The following is a 22,718-nucleotide window of genomic DNA, read 5'->3' as shown; positions in this document are numbered from 1 at the left end:
TGTACGCCGCCAGCAGTTCATCCATATGGTCCTTCCGTCGATTTCGAAGAACAGCGGGGTTTCAGGCAAGGCGCCGAGGCTACGGAAGTGGTCGACTATTCTCGGTGAACCTCGATCGCAGCCCACGCGAAAGCTGAAGAGACCGGACCAGCCTCAGTAGAAGGAGGAAGCGTTCCCCTGCGTCCGAGCCGGTCGAACTCGGCCGCCCCTTCTTCGAGCCCGCTGTCCCGCAACGCCCGCTTGTGGCATCGACCTGACTTTCAGAAGGTTCGCCGCGCTTTCGCGGCTGAGACAATCCGTACGAGCGCTCGAACCGCTGCCGTCAGAGTACAACATCGTAGAAGATCGTACTTTAGCGTACAAAGTCGTTGCCATGTTGGTGGCGATACGACTCGAATCCCGACCCGAACATTCTGGTTTTGGTTCTGCATCAACGGTATCTTTCTGCGACAGACAGAACAGATCGTCCGTTTTGCCCGCTGCAATAGCCCCGCACGTCCGAACAATCCTTGCACCGCATGTAACACTCCAACTCGTGGATCGGCGTCGTCTTCGTTCGTCGCACGAGTGCGCTCACACCGTCTAATGGGACGTAAGCTCTGACAGATTACGACAGGCGCAAGCAGGAGCCAGCGTGCAGCTTTAAACGTTTATGGGCGTGGATCGATCTCGAAGATGATCGACATGGACCGGACCGAGCGCTTCTTTGCCGGATGACTGTCGTGGGCACGATCTGCCTCTGCGCCGCGTTTACGATGTGGATGCTCGTTTGAGCCGCCACTCATGCCGCCAACGGAGGCGCCCTATTTCGGTGGCTGCCATCTTGGCAAGGTCAGCCACTCGGTTACTGACAAGGTCAGCCACTCGGTTACTGAGACGTGATTTCGTTCTGCCGGACCTTCCTAAGCAGACTGTCTCGTTTGTGTCCTGGCGGAAATGACCGGGCTTCATCACGTAGCTGTTGAGCTTCTAGGTCAAGCCGAGCCCACACTTGCGAGATCGCCGCGGCGTTTGCCGCATCCCGGAAAGCGGAACTCCCTATGGTGTTACCCATGCGCATTTCGCAATTGTGCAGCGGGGCGCTGGGACCTAACTCCTAAAACACCCTGAGAGACAACAATTCGCCTCCGAGCGCGTGTGGTTGGAGTTTTTCTTTTGAGCTTGAGAGCTTCCGCAGCTGAATTGGACTTCGGGGCGCGAGGCGTAGGCGGATTCAAACAAAGTTCGAGTTGGCCGCCCTATGACGCTCGAAATGCGATGCGGCGGATCGTTCGAGGAGGCCGCAGTGACGCTTCCCGGCGAAATTGGTAACCGACTTCTGGCAGCACTACCGGCAGCGGACCTCGATCTGCTGGCGCCCGAGCTAGAGATGGTAGCGCTCGATCGAGATGCGGTCGTCTCGCAGGCGGGTGACCAGACCGAGCACGTCCTCTTTCCTCATAGTGGCGTCATTTCTGTGATGATCGACATGGCCAACGGACAGACGGTCGCCAGCGCCGCAATAGGGCGCGAGGGAGCAGTAGGCACTCTTTCCGTGCTAGGGCCGTCCCCTTCGGCCGTTACCGCCGTCGTTCGTGCCGCGGGCATCGCCTCGCGGATCCCCTCATCGCGATTCCACGCCGCTTTTAGCCGAAGCCCCGCGATCCGCCACGCAGTCCAGATTCATTTCAAAGCGATGCTGATACAGCTACAAATCGGCGGCGCCTGCAATGCGCTGCATCCGGCCCAAGCCCGCATGGCACGCTGGCTGCTCCATCTTCGCGACCGTGCCGACCACGACGTCCTCGCACTCACCCAAGAGGCGCTTTCGCAAATACTGGGTGTGCGACGAACGACAGTGACGCTCCTGATGCGCAACCTGCGCGCTTCCGGAGCGATCAGATCTGAACGGCGAGGAGAAATCGAGATTGACCCATTGCGGCTCGCAGCGGTGGCGTGCGAATGCCACGATACCATGCGTCTCGAAATCGAGGGGATCTTCTCTATGAATGCAGCCCGGTCTCGCGCTTTGGTTCTGCCGACGTAGTAACTGAAACGGGGGGATGCCGCAAACCATCGCGCCTTTCGGCGTGATAGCCCGTTATCCCGAACATGGACGATGTGGCCAATGTGCAACGGGCGCCTAGCTTCTCCACGGCAATGTCCGCAACCGAACAATCCCGCTCATGAGGTACGCGTACTATCGGCGCGCCATGTACTGGAGGCCTGTGGATGACCTTTTCAAACGAAAGATCAGACCTTATTGTCTCTTTGGGAAAGCGTGCGGCGACAGGTGTTGGCTGATCGCGCAAATGGCGGACGCTCCCGCGTTGTTGGCGACAATCTGCGCACCTATGCTGAATCGCTCCGTTCGGAAATGGATCGGCGGGAGCTCAAGTACGCCTCAATCAGTTCAACTGAATGAAGCCGAGGGTGCCTTTGGGGCACACAGACGATGAGAGACATGCAAGAGCAGCTGGAGAACCTCCTCAAAGACGCAGCCGACTGCAAATCGATCAGCGATCTGGCCACCGACCTGCAAAAGCGAGAGTTGTTCGCGAGGCTTGCCGATCATCTGAGCGTGTTGGCTTCCGAGGTCGAGCGTGCAATTGCTGCGACAGCCTTTGGCACCAAATTGGAGCGATAAGAGGATATGGCCCGACACCGATGATTGGGAATCAGCATGCGATGAGCGGAGGAGGACATGACTGCGGCGCGGCCTCGCGTGCGAGTGTGCAATCGCGCGCTCGCCTGGCCACTAGTCGGAAGGCCTATCTGCGCGTGCAAGGCAATCAGCTAACTTCGATCGTCAGCTGCGACCGCGGGTAGGCGTACAGCCCTGACCTTGCAGGATATCCCCGGCCAGCGCGCTTTGTTACGAAGGCTGCGTCATGCTCATTCGCTATAGGACCTGCGTTGCCCTGTTTCGGCAGCCTCATTCGAGGCCAAGCAACGCCGCGCCCGCTCGATCTGGGCGCCGGTGGCCCCGTGATTACGGGCATACATCTCAGCCAGGGCCGCCGAATACTTAGCAACGTAGTATTTGACCTCTGAGCAAGAAATCCGCTCTCCCGGTCTGTGCTGGCGCGCAGCATAGGCTTCAGAGCTAAGCGTCATCAGAAACAAGGCAGCAGCGCCAATCGCACGCGTGACAGTCATTGTCATCCCCCGCAGCTACTAGGTTCGTTGCAGAGAGCAGGCCTGAATCGTCCCGATCGCGCAAATTAACAGTGGTGCGCTGGTGCAACGTGTTGTGGACTGTTGCTTTCATGCCCCAGCTTCGTGAGCACCGGCCCGCCTATGCTGGCGAACCCCGTACAAATCCAGGCTCGTCGACACAGATGTGCGACAATTGACGTCCCCATGTAAGCTGCATTGCGCAACGGGACAGGCCGCTCTGATCATCTCAGGAACCCAAGGGCGCGACACGCCGGCCGGCGCCGCTGTTAACGGGCACAAACCTCTCCCGCGCCGCCTGGGGAGGACCTCACGATGCCGACCAGCAATTGAACCCTCTGCGCGGATGACCACCGGTACGATCATCCTCTCTCGCTCCAGTCCATCTGGGCAAGTTTGAGCTACTTTCAGGAAGTGTCCTCGGACGTCGTACTATCTCACAAACGTTCGAACCAACGAACCAACGACACAGCCGCATAAGTGCAAATCAGGACCTGCAACTATCTCAAACTGCTATTTGAGGCTGTGGCCTGCACGGTCGACGGATCGGCCGATCCGCGCACAACATGAGAACCGAAACGCCAGCGCCGAAGCCAATCGACCCCGCGAGATGTAAAGGGCGCTGTCAGCGGCTGGCGCGCCTACATCCGATAGCTCTGAATTCTGAATGATGGTGACATTAACCACGGATTGTTACCACTGAGTAGGATGAAGGTCGGCGACCGGAATCAAAGGCGGTGCGCGTCCGCTTTATGAGCCAATCAGCTCGTGGGCCGCACCGCACAGCAATCCGGTGCCCAGACCACACCTGAGCCGCAGAAGCCGTTCGCATTCGAGCCGGTCCGGACGGCCAGCAGAAGTTGTGGCGACGCATCGGGCAGCATATTTCGAGTTCGATACACCGCTGAATTCGCCCGCCGGCTCGCGCGCGATCACGGTTGATGTCCGGCTAGCGCCGCTTCGGCTTTCTCGCCGTCATCTGCCTGGCGCCGCAGCTTACGCTGGGCAGAACCCCGCTTTTATGGCAGTGTCGATGTGGCCACAGAGCGCAACACAGTACCTCCTCACCTGACATTGGTCACGCGGAGGCTTCGGGGTTAAACCCAGTGTTTTGGGTTGATGCGCATGGACAGCAGGTTCCAAGTGCTATGGGAGGACGATGACCGCATCTTTTGTCGGCCATTGCGCCCGGCTTCCGATGGCGCATGCAGAACTGTATTGGCGGTACTTCCCAAGGCGAAACACGCTTCGTCCGGCCTCCTCGATCGTCTTGATCACGAGTTTGCGCTGAAAGACCAATTAGATGAGACCTGGGCAATGCGGCCGCTCGGGCTGAAGTGCGATGGTGACCGTCCAGTGCTGCTGCTTGAGGATCCTGGTGGCCAGCCGCTCGAACAGTTGCTTGGTGCGCCCATGGACATCGGACGCTTTTTGCAGCTCGCGATCGGCATCGCCGCAGCCCTGAACAAGGTGCACCAACGCGGCCTCGTCCACAAGGACGTGAAGCCGGCGCACATTATGGTGAACTGCGAGGACGAACGGGTCCGGTTCACCGGGTTCGGTATCGCCTCGCGCCTCGCCCGCGAGCGACGCGCCCCTGGGCCGCCGGAATTCATCGTGGGCACGCTGCCCTACATGGCGCCCGAACAGACCGGATGGATGAACCGCTCGATCGATTTCCGCAGTGACCTCTATTCACTTGGCGTTACGCTCTATCAGATGCTGACCGGCTCGTTGCCGTTCTCAGCGGCACATTCCATGGAGTGGGTGCATTGCCACATTGCGCGAAAGCCAGTGGCGCCCGGCGAGCGGGTAAGCACTGTACCGGCTGCAATCTCGACCATAGTCCTCAAGCTGCTCGCCAAATCCGCCGAGCAACGCTACCAGAGCGCTTCAGGCCTCGAACATGATCTACGCCGCTGCCTGATCGAATGGGAAACCGGAGGCCGCATCGAAGAGTTTGCGCTCGCACAATACGACACGCCCGACCGACTGCGGATCCCTGAGAAGCTCTACGGACGGGACCGCGAGATTGAAGCCATGCTGGCCGCCTTTGACCGGATGATCAAGAGCGGCGCGCCGGAATTGATGCTGGTTACCGGCTATTCCGGCGTTGGTAAATCCTCGGTAGTCAATGAGCTCCATCGTCGCCTTGTTCCGTCCCACGGGCTGTTCGCATCAGGCAAGTTCGACCAATACAAACGCGATATTCCCTATTCAACGGTAGTGGAGGCTTTTCAGAGCCTCGTGCGGTTCCTTCTGAGCAAGAACGAAGCCGAGCTGACGCACTGGCGCCAAGCGCTTCATGGTGCGCTGGGCGCCAATGGACGACTCGTTACCGACCTGATCCCTGAATTGCGGCTGATCGTGGGAGAGCAGCCACCCGTCCCTGAGCTCCCCCCGCAGCAAGCACAGAACCGCTTCCGTCTCGTGCTCCGGCGCTTCATAGGGGTGTTCGCACAGTCCGAGCATCCATTGGCGTTGTTCCTCGACGATCTCCAGTGGGTCGATGCCGCCACGCTCGATCTGGTTGAGGACCTTTTAACCCGCTCCGATCTGCAATACCTGATGCTCATCGGCGCCTTTCGCGACAACGAGGTCACTTTCGCTCATCCATTGTGGTACAGGCTTGAGGCCATAAAGAGTGCTGGCGCTAACGTGCAGAAGATCATTTTAGCGCCGCTTGCCAGCTCACACATTTCTCGTTTGATTTCCGATGCTCTTCGCTGCGATTCGAAGCGTGCCGCGCCACTCGCGAAGTTGATTCACGATAAGACGGCCGGCAACCCATTCTTTGTGATTCAATTCCTTCAGGCGCTTGCCGAAGAGGGATTGGTCCGCTTCGATCATGACGCACGGTTCTGGTGCTGGGATCTCGCTCGCATTCGCGTCAAGGGCCACACCGACAATGTCGTGGATCTGATGATCGCAAAGCTGACCCGCCTGCCTGCCGAGACGCAGATCACGCTGCAGCGGCTGGCCTGTCTCGGCAACGTCGCCGACACGAGGACAATTTCGATCGTCCTCGGTCGCTCCGAGCAGCGGGTACACGCGGATCTGTGGGAGGCCATTCGCCAGGAATTGGTCGAGCACCAGCCAGGAGTGTATCGGTTTGTCCACGATCGAGTGCACGAAGCCGCCTACTCGCTGATTGCTGATGATCAACGCGCGGCGCTGCATTTGCGAATCGGTCGGGAGCTACTGGCGCAGACCCCCCGGGAGAAGTGGGAGAAGGCTATTTTCGAGATCGTCAACCAGCTCAACCGTGGCGAGTCCTTGATCACCTCGCGAGACGAACGCGAGCAACTCGCAGAGCTTAATCTGACAGCCAGCCTGCGCGCGTGGGAGGCGGCGGCCTACGCGGCATCGCTCAACTATGCCGCTGCCGGTGCCGCATTGTTACCAGACGACTGCTGGGAACAACGCCAGCAGCTTGCCTTTGCGTTCGAGTTGCATCGCGCCGAATGCGAGTTCGTGACTGGCTCGGTCCTGGAGGCAGAACAGCGCTTACAGGAGCTGACGACGCGAACCGCGACCGCTGCCGACCTTGCTGTCGTCGCGCGCCGTCGGGTGGATCTGTATACGGCGCTCAGTGAGCCTGACCGCGCGGTTAGCGCCGGTCTCAGCTATCTGGAACAACTCGGGATTCGATGGGTAGTCCACCCAAGCGATGATCACGTCCGACGCGAATACGAGCACGTCCGATCTCGGCTCGGGAATCGGTCGGTCGAGGAGCTATTGGATCTGCCGCTAATGAGTGATGCACTCGCACTAGCGACCATAGATCTTTTGACGGCGCTCATGCCGCCGGCGTTTTTCACTGATGCGAACCTTCGCTCACTGGTGGCCCTAAAAGCGGTGGAGATCAGCCTCGAGTGGGGGAACAACGATGCTTCATGCGTTCCTTACGTCATGTTCGGCGCCATTGCCGGCGCGCGCTTCGGCGACTATCAGGCGGGCCTTCGATTCAGCCGTATCGGCACTGAGCTGGTCGAGCGGTGCGGATTTTCGCGCGTGCACGCCAGGACCTACCTGAACTATGGCAACCTTGTCCTTTCATGGACCAAGCACCTCCAGCATGCCCGAGACGCCTTTCAGCGGGCATTTGAGGCCGCGAGCAGCAGTGGCGATGTCACGTTCGCGGCCTTCAGTTGCGCCAGCTTGAATACGAATTTCCTTGCGGCGGGCGATGCGCTTGCAGAAGCGCAGCGCGAAGCCGAGCACGGGTTGCAGTTGAGCAAGAAGGCGAAGTTTGCGTTGGTGGCCGACATCATAATGCCGCAGGTTGCGCTAATCCGTATGCTGCGCGGCCTGACGCGGCGTTTCGGCGCTCTGCACGACGACCCGTCCGACGAGCTTCGGTTCGAACGGCGTTTGGCCGCCGATCCGGCATTCGCGCTGCCCGAGAGCTGGTATTGGATCCGCAAGCTGCAAGCGTGCTTCTTTGCCGGCGACTATTCGCTGGCCGTCGACGCCGCATCGAAGGCACGGAGACTGCCGTGGTCACCACCGCAGCTACTCGAGACGGTGGAATACGAGTTCTATGCAGCGCTATCGCACGCTGCATGCTGGAATTCGGCACACCCCGAACAACGTCAAGGGCACCTTGAGGCCCTGACTGGGCACCACACGCAGCTCGATTTGTGGGCACAGAATTGCCCGGAGAATTTCGCGGACCGCGCTATTCTAACCGGCGCCGAGATCGCCCGTCTCCAAGGCAGAGAACTGGACGCGGAGCGTCTCTATGAACAAGCCATCCGCTCCGCTCGCGACAACGGCTTCGTCCACCACGAGGCGCTCGCTTATGAATTGGCCGCGCGGTTTTACGGCGAGCGTGGTTTCGAAGAATTTTCTGGCATCTATTTGCGGAGAGCGCGCGACTGCTATGTTCGTTGGGGGGCAGACGGCAAAGTGCGGCAACTTGAGGATATGCATCCGCACCTCAGGGAGGCGAGATCAGAGCCAGGCCCGATGAGCACGATTGGAGCGCCGGTCGAGTATCTCGACCTCGCCACTGTCATCAAGGTGTCGGAAGCGGTGTCAGGTGAGATGGTTCTGGAGACGCTTATCGAGACGCTCATGCGCACTGCCATCGAACAAGCAGGGGCTGAACGCGGTCTGCTGATCCTGTCGCACGACACCGAGCCGCGCATCGAAGCGGAAGCCACCACAACCGGCGATAAAGTTACTGTTGAAATGCGCAATACAGCGGTGACCGCGGATCTCCTTCCCGAATCCGTTCTCCATTACGTACTGCGAACTAGAGAGTGCGCGGTTTTCGAGGATGCCACGGTCCAGCCTCCCTTTGCCACGGACCCCTACGTTAATCAGCGCAACGCTCGTTCCATTCTCTGCATGCCCCTGATCAACCGTGCGAAAGTTATCGGCGTGCTTTACCTCGAGAATACACTGACGCCCTACGTTGTTGCACCGGCGCGAATTGCGGTGCTGAAGCTGCTCGCCTCACAGGCAGCAATCGCGCTGGAAAATGCGGCTTTGTACCGCGATCTCGGAGAACGGGAAGCGAAAATCCGACGCCTTGTCGATGCCAACATCATCGGAATCATCATCTGGGAGCTTGAAGGTTCGATTCTGGAGGCCAACGATGCGTTTCTCAGCATCGTGGGATACGACCGTGAGGATCTCGTCTCGGGCCGCCTGCGCTGGACTGACCTGACGCCGCCTGAATGGCTCGACCGCCACGAGCGATGGTGGATCCCGGAACTAAAAAAGATGGGTAGCGTGCAGCCGTTCGAGAAAGAGTATTTCCGCAAGGACGGAAGCCGCGTGTCGGTGTTGATCGGCATGGCTGCGTTCGACGAACAACGAGACCAGGGTGTCTCCTTTGTCGTTGACCTGACGGAGCGCAAACGATCGGAAGTGGCTCTGCAGGAGAGCGAGGAGCGTTTCCGGACTCTCGTACAGTTCTCTTTCGACGTGTACTGGGAATCCGATGCGCGGCATCGTTTCATTCGCCAGGAATTCGCCGAAGGCATGGTCGACGCACCCGCGTCGGGCTCTGAACTTGGTAAGACGCGCTGGGAAGTGCCCTACTTGGAGCCCGACGAGGAGGCTTGGCGCAAGCATCGGGAGACGCTCGATGCCCACCTGCCGTTCCGCGATTTCGAGCTCGCGCGCCCTACGCCCGATGGCGGCAAGCGCTACGTGTCCGTCTCCGGGCTACCGGTGCTCGACAAGTCCGGGCACTTCATCGGTTATCGCGGCGTTGGACGGCACATCACCGAACAGAAGCGGGCCGCAGAGGCGCTGCGCGAGATACAGAAGGAGCTTGCGCACGCTAACCGCCTCGCCACCATGGGCGAACTCACGGCCTCGATCGCGCATGAAGTGAGCCAGCCGATTGCCGCGGCATCCATGAATGCTGGTGCGGCCGCGCGCTTCCTGGACAGAAATCCGCCGGATCTTGAGAGGGTCAGGGAATCACTGGACTGGCTTATGAACGATACCGCTCGGGCCAGCGACATCATCCAACGAATTCGCGATCTCGTAAAAAAAGCACCGCCCCGGAAGGATCGCTTGGACATCAATGAGGCGATCAGGGACGTTATTGAGCTTACCCGCGGCGAAGCGATGAAGAACGGCATCTCAGTGCAGACGGAATTTGCAGACAGCTTACCGCTTGTCGAGGGCGACCGCGTCCAATTGCAACAAGTGGTTCTCAACCTGATTATCAACGCTGTCCAGGCAATCGGCACGGTCGCGAATGGAGCCAAGAAAGTGCTGATCACCACCGCGCAGGGTGCACCGGACGGTGTTCTCGTCGAGGTGAAGGACTCGGGACCGGGGATGAGCTCTGAAACCTTCGAGCACGCCTTCGCCCCCTTCTACACGACGAAGCCCAGCGGTTTGGGGTTGGGACTGTCGATCTGTCGTTCGATTATCGAAGCGCATGCCGGACGCTTGTGGGTGACGCGCAACCAGCCCCACGGCGCAATTTTTCACTTCACCGTACCAGCCCACCCTGCCGACGCTTCTTGATTATGGCCGGATTGCTGGTTCCAACTTCGAGCACGCACCTCGCGCTTTGCGATCGAGAAGATCAAGTCGATCGCAGCCCTGCCGATCCTGGCTGCCGCGACGGGGATTAAATCACCAAGCTGTCGCAGAAACGGTCGAGGGATCACGAGGCGACTAGGCAAAACAGGTTGTGCATTTGCGCGCCTTGGTATCCTATTCTACGACGAGCGCGTAATCGACCTGTGCCGTTTAATCTGCACACCGTATCGCATTGCGCGAAGATGCAGAAACAAAGGAAAAGCATAAATCGCACTGCTATCCGGGGCACGATACGCAAAAAACGTCGCACCAGATCCGCCTTGTTCTCGTCGACCCCATCCGTAATTTAATTGAATACGAACAGTTTTGATATGGTTGGCGCACCAGGGCTCGAACCGGGGATCCGCTGATCCAACATCGCCGCTCGTTCTCATCGCTCTGTTCGCGCTCGTCACGTCAGCCACTGCGGCAATCGAGCCTATGGCCGACTCGGTGCCCGTAAGCCGTGCCTCAGGGACGATCACTGGCAATGGATCGATTTCCGCTCTTCCGAATTGCCCCGGCGAAACAGGGCGCGGTTGGGGCGTGATTGATGCGATAGACCAGCGTGTCGATCTTGGCAGTGGACTTGTTGCTGAGCAACGTCAGGCCGCCCCGCAGCGAGCCCTGAACCGCTCGCGCCAGTGCATCACTTCGTCCTAAGTGCATCCGCCTTCCACTAGATCGAGCATGGAAAGGCCATAGATCACGAGGAGGTAAGGATTAGTGGCCGCTCGCACACGGCTTCGATGGCAAACCACATCGATTCGGGGCACGCCCCCCCAATCATCCTCACGCTGATTGGCGCGCGGCGCTGCAAATTGGTTGATCCGGTAACCCTAGGGCCCATTACGGCGCACATAGAGGAAATTGGCGCCCTGCGCGTCGGGCGCCCCTTGACACTCGTGTCAGTCGCCGGCGTTGCACGGCGCACCACATGGCGCGCGGTCGTAGGCGGCGCGGCCGTTGGCGCGGCCGCGGTTGGCACGGCATGTCTCCGCGTTCTGATTAACGGTCGCTACGGCTGCCGCTGATAGCTGTCGGTTCTAGCTTCTGAAGAGCGCATCCTGCGGGATGAGGCTCATGCAGGATGTGCTGTTCAGGTTTCAGGGCGCTAGCGACAGGGGCCAAGGCGCGACAGAGCAGAGATCGAGAACTCCAGCGTCGCCAGCATCGCGAGCATGTCGCGTTGTCCTGCTCCAGGGCGGCGGGGGTCGGCAGAACATCTTGACGCTCTTTGATCTCTGGCCGAGCCGAAAGGCATGAAGCTCGAGGCCGAGTGATCCATAAAGGTCGAACGCAAATTGCGAGCAAGAAGGAACGACGCGGCCACGGAGGGCTTCTGCTCCTCGTTCAAGACCGAATGGACAGTGAGCAAGATCTATTGCACTGCGAACACCGATATTCGCGCCAATGCGTCCCCTCCGGCAAAGCCTTCGCGGCGATATGGGCCCCATGCGGCTTAAATCTGGCAGCGTGATGGATTAATTGCGGGCCTGGCCTCCGAATTCATAAGCTCACTTTGGCGGCAATACGCGGCAGCGCGCTCAATTAATCGAGCCGTCCACGTTTCGCCGGGCGACGATCCTGTCCTCGGTCCGCGACGCAACCACCCGGTTGATGGGCGACGCTGCGGTAAGATTTGGACCGATCTCCACGCTGGCATGGCAATGTGAAAGCGCAACCGGTCGGGAGACAAGATTGTGGATGTGATGCCGGTCTGCCGGCCTGAGCGAGGGTTGTCTCTAGCACTAAGTTAAATGCTCCGCCACGATGAGTTCGAAGACGACGATCATCGCCACGACGATCCTCGATCGCCAGATCAATGTAGTGCTCCTGCTTCCGCGGCCAATCATGAGATCTGACCGATAGCTATCTACAGACCGTCGCTAGAGCAGGTGGACAAGGGCAAGCCAGCACGGATGCGAATCCCTGCCTGGTGGCAAGCGCCGGAGCCAGGGGCTTGGACGGCTTAGCCGGTTCGTATTTTTGGTTAGTCTCAGCAGCCGCGATCGAGTGACCCGAGACTGAAATGGTCGGCACCGGGTCAAACAGGAAAGTGACAGGCAATCGGACGTTTTTCCGTCTGCTCGCTAGGAGCGGACATGATGGCGCTGGCCCGGCAGGTTGGCTCCGGCCAAAAGCTGCCCCCGCCAAATGCAATTTTGTCCCTTTCCGGCTCCGGACGGCATCCCCGTATCGGGGTCGAGATCCTGATGCTAGATTTCCTTCGTCATCCCGGACAGGAGGACGACACGCCTGATAGCGTCTACAAGGTCATTGAACTGGTCGGTACCAGCAACGACTCGTGGGAGAAGGCCGCCGCAAATGCGGTCGAGCAAGCTGCAAAATCTCTCCGAGATCTTCGCATTGCAGAGGTCGTCAAGCTGGATATGCAGCTCGATGGCAAGGGAAAGGTCGAGGCCTATCGCGCCAAGCTCAACGTATCGTTCAAGTTCGAGGGCTCCTGAGCCTCAGCACCTCGCCCCATGCGCAGGGCGAGGAGGACTCATTGGAAAAGGCGCGTTGCCCTGTTCGCCTAGCCGGACACTGTGGCCCGGTCTCGGAAGTTGGCCCTAGTCCGACCGGGACCGATATGCTTTGATGCGTCGAGGCGTGATGGTGGCCTCATGTACATGGTCATTCGCAAGTACACCAAGGTTCGTTCGGTAGCGGACGCCGCTCGCCGCGCCAAGAGCGGCGTCGGCCAGATCCTAAGGCAATCGCACGGCTTCAGATCTTACCAAGTTCTGGATGCGGGCGACGGCGTTGGTATCGCCGTGATGATATTTGACGATCGCGAAAGCGCCAATGCAGCGAACGACAAGATACTCGCGTTTGTTCAAGCAAGTCTACATGACCTCGATCTTGGAGTTCCCGAAATCACCACCGGCGAGGTTTTGGTGAACATAGAGCCGAATGAGTTCTCGGGCATAAAGTAGCTGAAAACGCCGCCATTTGCGTGCCGGTTGCCCTCCTTTGCTCATGTCGTCGACTTGATGTTTCCATCTCGTTTGCACCGATCGCGCCCTGGACGCGCGTGCCGTCCGCCATGAATATGCGAACTACGCGTATTCTCGAGGAGTAGCAGCCACATGAAGCAACATACCTTCAAAGCATTTTCCACCGCCGCGATCTACTGGACACCGCTTGTGCTTATGGGCACCGCGATGCCGCCAAGAGATCCCGATGAAGACGACGAGGACGACGAAGAGAAAGATGACGCCGACGAACCGCCGGTCGTGCGCGAGCCGGACGAAGACTAGACTGGCGTGTTCGGCAGCCGGCGCTATAATATCTCTCATGGGCTGGGATGCGAAAGACATAGCGCTCCTCAACAGGCTCTGGTCCGCAGGACAGAGCGCGGCGCAGATTGCGCGTCGTCTCGGGTGCAGTCGTAACGCGGTCTGCGGCATGCTGACCCGTCTGGGCTTGAAGCGCGGCCACAAGCCGCCCACAGCAACGCCCAAGATAAGGCCGCGCCCGAAGCTGAGGCCGACCTCGTCGGCTGCCTGCGCCCGTCCAGTCGCACGGAAGGTGTCGCGGAACGCAGTGCAGAGGCAGCCGCCCAAGGAATTCAGCAAGCAGCAGCTCTACTCCATGCTGGCAGAGGCGGTCAGAAACACTGGCTAAGAGCTCACCAAGAATGTGGTTGTGCTCCCGCAAGTCCCTGGCCCAGTTCGACGGGTTCGGCAGTCGTATACCCATCCCAAGGCTTCATCTGCTTGGAGTCAACAGCAGCGGTAGATGCTAGGCTGAACTTACTTGTGGTTTGCCGCCGAAAGCCGACATGTCACCGATTCAAGAGATCTTCGACTAAGCGGCACGAAGTGGAAGCCGTAATGCCGGATCTGGCCCTTTGAATGACCTGCCGTCGATATCGATGACGCCGCAACGTCGATGGCGATCGTCGTGCGCTCGAAAAGCGATGCTTGCCAACGATAAGGCGCTGCTTGCGGCCAACTCACCTGTTCCGCCGCGAGGAACGATTGCATCAGCCGTGCTTTAACCGTCCGCACCTTTAATTGTTCGATCAGCCGCGGGGCCAATCAAGAGTGCGAAGTCATTGGATGTCTCAGCAGGCGGTTGCTGGGCCCGGCCCGGGCCTAGCAGAATCCCGCGCTAGCTTCATTGTATGCGGCGCGCGAACCGTTGGGGCTGACTGACATCAGCGCCGAACTGAACCAAGGCTGGAGCCGAGTGACTTCCGCAGTTTGCCCGAAGCTGCAAATCAGAGTCCTCTGCTCTTGTCGCTGTTTGACCCTGAACGGAAGTGCTAGGCATAAACAGCTGGACGCAGTGTGGTGTGAGGTCTTGGCTTTGGTTTGCTCGGACGTCCGCATCACGGACTGACGCGCTCGCACCAAACCCCTGTCTTACTGGGCTTGATCGCAGGCCTGCAGGATCCGGACAAAATCAGCCATGCTGGATCGATCTTCAGCCATAGCTGCAACCTGAGTATTGGACACGCGTGGGCTTCCCCGTCTGAACCACATCAGGAGGTCGGCGATGTTTCTCATGGCGGACTCTCTGCACAAACTACGGCCGTAAGCGTCAGTTGAGCGGCGAAGCGCCGCTAGATCGGGAGAAGGGCCGGCGGGCGCTACGCCGCCGGTCTCGTCCCGCAACTGCCGGCTCGCAGGGCCGGTTCCGTTACTTTTCAGTCTGGATGTATCAGTAACATTAGCCCTTGGTCGGCGCCATCGCGCGCAGGTATGAAGTGACCATACTTAGGTAGACTTGGGTTAGTGAATCGGGATCGGGAGCCATCCCGACCGGTACCGTTCGAATTGGAGGCTGCCGCCGACCAGGCCATCGCTGCCTGAGGTCGAGACACCCGGGAGGCGGTCAAGGCGCTCATTGTCGCGAACGGCTTCCTCGAGGCGCAGGTCGAGGATTGCGAGCCTCGGTTTCCGGCGGCTACTCGCGCGGCCGGTTCGTCGTCCGCGCGACCGTCCCCCGAATTGATCAAGTAGGCACCTCGAAACCGCCGTCGAAAAGGCGTCCTCGATCAAGCTGCAGATCCGAGCTTCATCCTCCACGACCAGAACTCGAATGGCATTACTCGCCTCGGCGACCGATGCGGTCGTCTCGCGTGACGGTAAGTGCGTTGGCCCGCGAATGTCGTGCGCCTCAGCCGTCGCGAGCCGGCACGATATTTGGAAGTCTACCGGCTGTCGGAATTCTCTTCGCGATGTGCGAGGCGGGTCGATGGCGCGGCTCGGATGCGGCCTACGGCAGTGCCGCCGGGTGCCCGGCTACGACGAGGTGGTTCAATTCTCGACGAGAGCGCCCACGCAAAAATTTGCCATGTGCGCGACGGCCTCGGTGCTGTGATAGTCACCGAATTCGGCAGTGGCCTCCTTGCCAGCGTACATTCGTGCGATTCCAGCGCCGCCAGGGTGATGAGGGGCCCACTCGGTGATGTCATAAACTTTTCCCGAGATGATGATCCAGCAGTCGTTCTGTGTGTTGTGCAGAGCGACCTCTTCGCGCGTGACGCGGCGCGTACCCTTCGCCGGATTGGCGGGCATCCAGAGCTTGATCCCACCGTACCTTACCTTGGCGGTTCGGCGGAAGTCCCACGGACCTAGCCTCTTGGCAGGCAACTCGCTGCCGATCTTGCGGGCGTCGTAGGCGTAGATCCAGGAATCGTCCTCGCCGCCGCGCTTATCGTGGGCAAAGGCAGGACTCACACGCTCATCGAGTCTCTCCAGTAGCGCCTTCTGCTCAGCGGTGTCCTTCGCTCGCAAATGGTCGAAGGCGAATTTGGATCCCAATTGAAAGCGGGTAGCGCGGTAATGCCGCACGCGTTCGTAGTGCAACAAGGCTGTAGGCACATCGCGCTGGTGAAGCGCAAACGCGCTGGCAAGGGCGGCGGCGTCTTCGAAGGACTGAGCAGCTCCTTGACCGAATGTGGGAAGCATCGGGTGCGCCGCGTCACCGAGCAGGCAGATGCGGCCCTGCACCCAGGTTTCGAGCGCATCGCGATCGTAGAGACCCCACTTGGTAGGACGAACGATCGCCCCCGACAGAGCGATGAGGTCGTCTCTGCTGGGATGGCCCGCGAATGCCTCGCCGACCTCGCGAACGATCTCCTGCTGACTGACGGGAAACCAGTCGCCCTCCTCCTGCTCGAACGCGGCGGACTCAGGCTCATAATGCGCGATCCACACGTTCAACAACTCGCCGCCGCGTACCCAGTACGTGGTCGCGCCGCTCCTATCCGCCCGATGGCGGTCCATGCTGAAGGAGTTGATGGGATTGTGGTCCAGCGGGTTACCGTTCGCTTTGCGGAGGGACGCAACCCCCGTCCGCGGAATGAGTCCTCGAAAGCAGGTTACCTCCGTCCAACGCTTGGGACGCGAATTCGGCCACGCCAGCTGTAACGTCGCAGAGTTGATCCCGTCCGCACCTACGAGAAGCTCTCCCGTGGCGGTTCGACCATTCGAAAAGGTCGCTAGTACCTCGCCTGCGGTCTGACGCAGCTGCGTCAGTCTGCAGTCCATGTGCACCGCGATCGGGCATGGCGCGCCGCTGTCGATACCGAAGTCGGACACTCGCTTGTACAGGCACATCAAAAGGTCCAGCCTGTGCATGTGATGAAAGCCGGCGCCGTCGCCTGCGGCGGTGACATGATCGAATGGCCTCTTTGTCACGCTCCCATCTGCGTTGAACTGTCGTGTCGACTCCAGGATTGCCGCGCGGCCGCCGTCAATGACCCCGTCGGGGCCTTTGGAATCTCCCCCATCCAGGTCGACGCCTAGCCAACGACATATTCGCGCCCCGTTGGGCGGGATGTTCAACCCGGCGCCTGCGGTGCTAGGCACCTTCGTTTGCTCGTAGACATAGACCGATGCGAACGCTCCCGACTGACGCAGCGCCAAGGCCGTCATCAACCCGCCCATTCCCGCACCGACGATCACTGCCCTCATCCATCTTCCTTCCGATGCAATCGAACGCCCCTCAACTCGCGGCTGGAATAAGTTTAAGGCGCCTCAATGGGCTCGAGACTAGCGCCGGGCTGATTGGCAATAAAGGATCTTGTGGCACGCCAAATAGAGTTCTGGAGTTCCTCGGTCATCGGCCTCCGTGAGCAAACACGCCGACCGAGCGCCAACTTCCATTGAGGATGAGCCAGTCGCGTCGGCTTGGCGCTGCGTTGCAAACCTCGGTCCTCGTCTACGAACCGACATTTGGCGCCGCCTTCCGAAGGGAGCGACCGGGCAGTGCGAAAGGTCGTCGGACCTACCCGATCCTTTCATTGGCCCTCGCAGCCAGCAGCCAGACGGTGCGGTATACTCGGCGGTACAGGCATCATCGGCAGCACCGGCACGAATGGCGGCGCCCTGGCGCCCGGCAGCGGGTCCGGTACCCTGCGGCCCAAGGCAGCCTGGTATTCACGGCAGCATCGAGCCATTTGGTCGAGGTCTCGTCGGCGAGCAGCGACCGCACCGATGTAACGTGCACAGCTACGCTTCCCGGCATCCTCGACTTCGAACGAATGCGACAGCCGAGGATAAAGCATGTAGCGCCCGGTCGCACAGGCAAGCTCGCGCTCCTGAAGGTGAAACCGCGCATGCGCAAATCGGTCGAAATTGCCGGCGTGGTCGTAGTGCAGATGCGTGAGAATCACGTCCTTGACGTGGGCAGCGTCGATATCGAACGCGGCAAGCGTCTCTACCGGGCAGCGCAGGTAATTTCGCCTGCGCTGCTTCGCGACCTCGGCATTGAACCCGGTGTCGATGACGAAGATGCGGCCGCCTCCCCTCGCCAGCCACACGAAATAGTCCATCGGCATTGGTCCAAACGCGCCCTTGATCATGGGCCGTTTCGCTTTTGCATCACCAGTCGCAGCGGGATGTTATGCAGGTTGGCGCGGCCTCGCACGGCCGGCTCTGTCCTGCCGAGCGCCTGGGCGATCTCGTCGGGTCGGCGCCCAGCCGCCGCCATCACCAGTAGCTGTTGATGCTCTTCCGGTGTCCACCTCCGGATCAACGGATAGCTGTGCCATCGTCCCGCGTCCCCAGCCTGTTGCCAGGTTATCGGGCTGCAATTGCTGAGTCGCGCTTTAACATATGATGCCTATCTCGCAGGACGAGGCGAGCGGATGGCGCCGGACTGAGCGAGCACAGGGCTTGGATGGAGGCTCCACGGCGGGGCAAGCCGGTAGTTTTCCGGGCCGTAAATTTTCGTCGGCTTTAATAATTCGAGCGAATGATCGCTCCGATGACCGGAGACCTTGACCATCAAGCAGAGGCCATCGCCGCAATGCGCAAAGCGGTCGCCGCGACCTGTGCTGCCGAGCGTTTGAAGTGGTTGAGGGCCGCTTTGGCGTGGAAACATCTTGAAAGCTTGGCGAAGGGCAAGTTGGCAGCGTGAAACTCCCCGCGAGCGGCCTGTTCGCTGGTCAAGACCTGGCGCAGTTTTCGATCATCTCCGCGAGCGCGGAGCAGAGGACGGGCTTCTCCAATCGGGGAGCATTGCGGAAGCCGCCCGGCAATCCATCGGATGTGTGGCCGGTCAGGAGAAAAATTGCAACCCGCGACCACGAGTGATCTCCGCCACCAGTTCAGTTGTTTCATCGGCAAGCCTCAGGTCGAGAATGGCCAGATCGAAGTCAGCCACCCGCGCGACTTCGATCGCTTCCTTCAGGGTGCCTGCTTCGGCGATGACCTTGTCGCCCAACTCCTCCAGCATGTCGCAGACCATCATGCGGATCGGCGCTACGTCCTCCACCACGGAAGATTGAGAGTGCGCCCATGCTCCGTCTCGTCGGCCTTGATATCCGCCATGCAGCCGGCCAGCTCCCTGGGGCCCTCGGATCGGCCTATGTTCACTTTTGGACACATTTTCAGGGAACAAAGCGCCGCAACATAGTAGGTTCAGCGTTCCGAGACGGAGTGAACATGACAGCGCCGTCGCCTCTCATCTTGGTGGTGGAGGATGAATACCCATTGCAGGCGGTGTCGAGGAAGCCCTGCTGGAGGCAGGCTTCGCGACTGACATCCTCTCGTCTGCCGAGGAAGCCCTGACTCTCTTCAGAAGCGGAATGAAGGAGTACCGGGCGGTCGTCGCGGATGTGAACCTCAAGGGCACGCTCAGCGGCTGGGAATTGGCCAGACAGCTCAGACAACGAGAGCCGACGTTTCCCGTGGTCTACATGACGGGCGCTGCAGCGAACGATTGGGGTTCGCAGGGCGTCCCAAATAGCATCCTGTTGCAGAAGCCGTTTGCACCGGCCCAGCTTGTCACTGCGGTCTCGAAGCTCCTCAATGAGGTCCCACCGACGCACAAGTAAAAACCGCCGCCGTCACTGGCTCGCACAGCAAGCCAGCGTCCCAACCGTCCATGGCGGCAGGAACGAAGCTCGGCAATGAACATTTTTTAGTCTCAGTTGCCTCGTTCGCTCCGCCTGCAATAGCGCAGGGTATGCTCACGTGCGGCAAATGCGATGAGATCGACAACAAGATCGCGCGCCATAGTCGGTTGTTGTCTCTTGTCACTGACAAGATCGCGAGAGACGGTATCGCCGACTTGATCGAGGAAATGACGACGGCGAAAGCGGCACTTCATCCCAACCAGAGGAGAAGTAAGCTCGCACTCGAACGCGCCAATCGGCGGTAGATCCTCGCCGACAGTTCCATCAACATTCTCTTTCTCGCGGCCGCGACCGCAGATCGATGCGAGCAATCAAACTCTCTCCTGAATTCTTGCAAATCTCTGCCATTTACCAAGGGCAGATTTGCTTCCGGTGAACCGTGTCGATCAAGCGTGTCGCAAGACTGGTGCACACGTCAGGCCCGCTACCGACATGAAATGGGAGTTACGCCATGCAGCATCTGCCGAACGATACCTTCGACGTCATCCTTGACCAGTTTGGTCAAATCGAGACCGTGTACGGAGATCTCGGATTTCCCGCAGCCAAGGACGTCTGGGGCGGCAACGACACCGTGACGGCAACCGTCACCGAGCTCAATACGAGGCTCACGATCTTCGGCGATGACCAATCGATGCTGCTTGGTCACTCGCAAGGCGGAAACGACACATTGTTCGCCGATATCGGCGGCGGCTGGAACACCGCTCTCGTGGTAGGCGATGCCCAATCGATGATCGACGACGCCAACGGCGGCAACGACACCATCGTCGCGGATGCCCATGGCACGGTCTACACCACTGTCTCGGCCTTCGGCGACGTCGCGGGCGACATGTCGGGCAACGCGCAGGGCGGCCATGACGACATAACCGGCTCGATCGCGTGGCGCGGTGGCGCCAACCTGTTCGCCGGCGATGCCGGCGGTTCCATGATGACACCTCGCACGGCGGCAACGACACGCTCGATGTCAGCGTGCTCACCACGACGGCGTGGCGACCGTCAGTGGCGACGCCATCGGCGCCTTGCGCGGCCTTGCGCAAGGCGGCAATGACAATATGACGGTCACCTTGAACGGCGACAGCGCCATAGCCGGCGCGACCTTGTCGGGGGACTCGTCGACGTCCCTGATGGATCTTACCGAGGGCGGCGACGATGTCCTGACCGTCAAGATCGAAGGCCAGTACGCGGATGCGGTCTCGTCAGTGTACGGCGACGCGCCGATCATGGCCGGTCATTCTCATGGTGGCAACGATATCAATGGCGGCGTCGGCCGGGATTTCATGTATGGCGATGCAGGAATCTATGAACCGGCGGCGCCAGGCTCGATCACCGGCGGCAGCGACACGCTGAACGGCGGAGCGGGCGACGACTGGATGTGGGGCGGAGGAAACAGCGACTTCTTCGCCTTCAGCACCGGCTCCGGCAACGACACGATCGCCGACTTCGATCAGGGCACAAGGCCGTCGGCAGCACCGCAGCGGAACACGATCTGATCGATGTGCAGGATTACGGCTTCGCGGACTGGGCGGCGCTGTCGAGTCTGATCAGCGACAATGCTTCCGGCGATGTCGTGATTCATCTCTCCGGCAACGACTCGATCACGCTGGACGGGATTCACGCGGCGAACCTGCATCCGACCGACTTCATCATCTGAGGGAATAAATCAAAGCGGCGATGTCGTACCCCGACGCGCGGGGCGACATCGCAATCGCGAGTGCGCAACGACCAGTTTCGCCGCACGGCGCAGCGAAGCCTGTCGCGAACAAACTCTGTCCCGAATTCCAGCAAATCTCCGCCATCGACCAGAACTAGATTCGTCTCCGTGAAGCGTGGTCACAGCACGTCGCGCAAGAGTTTTGCCGATGTCAGGCCCGCCTCCGACAATGAAATGGGAGTTACGCCATGCAGCATCTGCCGAACGACACCATCGACATCCTGCTCGACCAATTTGGCCAAATCGAAACCGTCATCGGAGATCCGAACTTTCCGACCACCACGGACGCCTGGGGCGGCAACGACACCGTGACCGCAACCATCACTCAGCCCGAAGCAGAGGTCACGATCTTTGGCGACGACAACACGACGCTGCATGGCCAGTCCCACGGCGGCAACGACACGCTCACGGTCAACGTCAACTACGGCTGGAACGCCGCCCTCGTGGTCGGCGATGCCCAGGCGATGACCGACGACGCCAAGGGCGGCAACGACACGATCGATACCCAAGACCACTCGATGTACACCAACGTGCATGCTTTCGGCGATGTCGCCGGCGACATGTCCGGCAATTCGCACGGCGGCAGTGACACCATCACGGGCGCTGTGGGCTGGCGAGGCTTCGACAATGTGTACGCCGGCGATGCCGGTGGCTCCATGAGCGGCACGGCGCAGGGTGGCAACGACACGCTCGACATCAGCTTGAACACCCGGGAGGGTTCAGCGAGAGCCAGCGGCGATGCCATCGGCTCCATCAGCGGCGATGCGCATGGCGGCAACGACAACATCATCTTGACCATGAGCGGCGAAAACGTCTGGGCCGGTGCGTCGCTGTCGGGAGATTCCTCCACGTCCCTGACCGACAACGCACAGGGTGGCGATGACATCCTCACGGTCAAGATCAGCACCGAGTACACCGACGATGCGCGCGATCTGCTGTTCGGCGACGCTCCGACCATGTCCGGCAATGCCCATGGCGGCAACGATATCCTCACCGGCGGAGCGGCCACCGACTTTCTGTATGGCGATGCGAAGGTCTATGATCCCGCAACACCGGGCTCGATCACCGGCGGCAAGGATATGCTCAACGGGGGCGCCGGAAATGACCAGCTTTCGGGCGGCGGAAACAGCGACACCTTCGTCTTCAACACCGGGTCCGGCAACGACCTCATCACCGACTTCGATCAAGGAAACAAGGCGGCCGGCAGCACCGTGACCGAGCACGATCTGATCAACCTGCACGATTACGGCTTTACGGACTGGACGGCGCTGTCGAAGCTGATCAGCGACAATGCCGACGGGGATGCCGTGATTCATGTATCGGCGAGCGACACCATTACACTCGACGGTGTCCACGCCGCGAGCCTGCACCCGACCGACTTCCTCATCTGAGAAAAGCAGGCATCTCGCCCCGCAT

General features: G+C 60.1%; 17 protein-coding genes and 1 pseudogene. 13 read left to right on the top strand and 5 right to left on the bottom strand.

Going from position 1 to position 22,718, the window contains the following annotated elements; all coding sequences use genetic code 11:
• Nucleotides 1-1,285 precede the first annotated feature (1,285 nt).
• The 7 genes from ACIPUD_RS29045 (at nucleotide 1,286) to ACIPUD_RS29015 (ending at nucleotide 13,845) form a co-directional block, all read left to right on the top strand.
• Nucleotides 1,286-2,026 (top strand): Crp/Fnr family transcriptional regulator, encoded by a 741-nt coding sequence (locus ACIPUD_RS29045; RefSeq protein ID WP_446481997.1) that lies wholly within the window; start codon nucleotides 1,286-1,288, stop codon nucleotides 2,024-2,026.
• A gap of 417 nt (nucleotides 2,027-2,443) precedes the next feature.
• A complete protein-coding gene (locus ACIPUD_RS29040; protein WP_018458807.1) occupies nucleotides 2,444-2,626 on the top strand; it encodes a hypothetical protein in 183 nt (60 codons plus the stop codon).
• Nucleotides 2,627-4,275: 1,649 nt separating this feature from the next.
• Nucleotides 4,276-10,155, top strand: a complete 5,880-nt coding sequence (locus tag ACIPUD_RS29035; RefSeq protein ID WP_446481992.1) for an AAA family ATPase — start codon at nucleotides 4,276-4,278, stop codon at nucleotides 10,153-10,155.
• A gap of 2,162 nt (nucleotides 10,156-12,317) precedes the next feature.
• Nucleotides 12,318-12,683 (top strand): dodecin family protein, encoded by a 366-nt coding sequence (locus ACIPUD_RS29030; RefSeq protein WP_094183281.1) that lies wholly within the window; start codon nucleotides 12,318-12,320, stop codon nucleotides 12,681-12,683.
• 159 nt (nucleotides 12,684-12,842) lie between these two features.
• A complete protein-coding gene (locus ACIPUD_RS29025; protein ID WP_085350876.1) occupies nucleotides 12,843-13,154 on the top strand; it encodes a hypothetical protein in 312 nt (103 codons plus the stop codon).
• A 153-nt stretch (nucleotides 13,155-13,307) separates the two neighbouring features.
• A complete protein-coding gene (locus tag ACIPUD_RS29020; protein WP_377786558.1) occupies nucleotides 13,308-13,478 on the top strand; it encodes a hypothetical protein in 171 nt (56 codons plus the stop codon).
• A complete protein-coding gene (locus ACIPUD_RS29015) occupies nucleotides 13,402-13,845 on the top strand; it encodes a GcrA family cell cycle regulator (protein ID WP_338014023.1) in 444 nt (147 codons plus the stop codon). The genes ACIPUD_RS29020 and ACIPUD_RS29015 overlap by 77 nt, the downstream gene beginning before the upstream one ends.
• A gap of 128 nt (nucleotides 13,846-13,973) precedes the next feature.
• Here ACIPUD_RS29015 and ACIPUD_RS29010 read toward each other — a convergent pair whose 3' ends face one another.
• The 3 genes and pseudogenes from ACIPUD_RS29010 to ACIPUD_RS29000 all read right to left on the bottom strand — a co-directional run.
• Nucleotides 13,974-14,261, bottom strand: coding sequence for a hypothetical protein (locus ACIPUD_RS29010; RefSeq protein ID WP_377786556.1), 288 nt, complete (start codon nucleotides 14,259-14,261; stop codon nucleotides 13,974-13,976).
• A gap of 1,224 nt (nucleotides 14,262-15,485) precedes the next feature.
• The gene (locus ACIPUD_RS29005) at nucleotides 15,486-17,147 is read right to left on the bottom strand and encodes a cytochrome b5 domain-containing protein (RefSeq protein WP_446481991.1); all 1,662 of its coding nucleotides are present in this window, start codon (nucleotides 17,145-17,147) and stop codon (nucleotides 15,486-15,488) included.
• 554 nt (nucleotides 17,148-17,701) lie between these two features.
• Nucleotides 17,702-18,007: pseudogene (locus ACIPUD_RS29000) on the bottom strand (MBL fold metallo-hydrolase); the annotation flags it as partial.
• Nucleotides 18,008-18,441: 434 nt separating this feature from the next.
• Here ACIPUD_RS29000 and ACIPUD_RS28995 point away from each other — a divergent pair.
• Complete coding sequence (locus tag ACIPUD_RS28995; RefSeq protein ID WP_157643068.1) at nucleotides 18,442-18,594, top strand: hypothetical protein; 153 nt, start codon at nucleotides 18,442-18,444, stop codon at nucleotides 18,592-18,594.
• A gap of 141 nt (nucleotides 18,595-18,735) precedes the next feature.
• Here the strand turns inward: ACIPUD_RS28995 and ACIPUD_RS28990 are convergent, their stop codons facing one another.
• On the bottom strand, nucleotides 18,736-18,954 hold the full coding sequence (locus tag ACIPUD_RS28990) for a response regulator (RefSeq protein ID WP_018458793.1): 219 nt from the start codon (nucleotides 18,952-18,954) through the stop codon (nucleotides 18,736-18,738).
• A gap of 208 nt (nucleotides 18,955-19,162) precedes the next feature.
• Between ACIPUD_RS28990 and ACIPUD_RS28985 the strand changes: the two genes are divergently transcribed.
• Nucleotides 19,163-19,513 carry a response regulator transcription factor gene (locus ACIPUD_RS28985; protein ID WP_446481996.1) on the top strand — a complete coding sequence of 117 codons (351 nt, stop codon included), beginning with the start codon at nucleotides 19,163-19,165 and terminating at the stop codon, nucleotides 19,511-19,513.
• Nucleotides 19,514-19,605: 92 nt separating this feature from the next.
• On the opposite strand, the gene ACIPUD_RS28980 is transcribed toward ACIPUD_RS28985, so the two are convergent.
• Nucleotides 19,606-19,905, bottom strand: a complete 300-nt coding sequence (locus tag ACIPUD_RS28980; protein ID WP_143273925.1) for a hypothetical protein — start codon at nucleotides 19,903-19,905, stop codon at nucleotides 19,606-19,608.
• Nucleotides 19,906-20,045: 140 nt separating this feature from the next.
• Between ACIPUD_RS28980 and ACIPUD_RS28975 the strand changes: the two genes are divergently transcribed.
• The 4 genes from ACIPUD_RS28975 to ACIPUD_RS28960 all read left to right on the top strand — a co-directional run bounded on the left by ACIPUD_RS28975 (nucleotide 20,046) and on the right by ACIPUD_RS28960 (nucleotide 22,693).
• Nucleotides 20,046-20,639: a hypothetical protein gene (locus ACIPUD_RS28975; RefSeq protein WP_247370644.1), complete on the top strand. Its 594-nt coding sequence runs from the start codon at nucleotides 20,046-20,048 to the stop codon at nucleotides 20,637-20,639.
• Nucleotides 20,611-21,081: a hypothetical protein gene (locus ACIPUD_RS28970; protein WP_018458789.1), complete on the top strand. Its 471-nt coding sequence runs from the start codon at nucleotides 20,611-20,613 to the stop codon at nucleotides 21,079-21,081. Before ACIPUD_RS28975 ends, ACIPUD_RS28970 begins: the two co-directional genes overlap by 29 nt.
• Before the next feature lie 5 nt (nucleotides 21,082-21,086).
• On the top strand, nucleotides 21,087-21,242 hold the full coding sequence (locus ACIPUD_RS28965; protein ID WP_240543190.1) for a hypothetical protein: 156 nt from the start codon (nucleotides 21,087-21,089) through the stop codon (nucleotides 21,240-21,242).
• Nucleotides 21,243-21,490: 248 nt separating this feature from the next.
• Nucleotides 21,491-22,693 carry a calcium-binding protein gene (locus ACIPUD_RS28960; RefSeq protein ID WP_446481990.1) on the top strand — a complete coding sequence of 401 codons (1,203 nt, stop codon included), beginning with the start codon at nucleotides 21,491-21,493 and terminating at the stop codon, nucleotides 22,691-22,693.
• The last annotated feature ends 25 nt before the right edge of the window (nucleotides 22,694-22,718 follow it).

It is taken from the genome of Bradyrhizobium sp. CAR08, from assembly GCF_052871955.1.
This window is presented reverse-complemented; position numbering and strand designations above follow the sequence as displayed.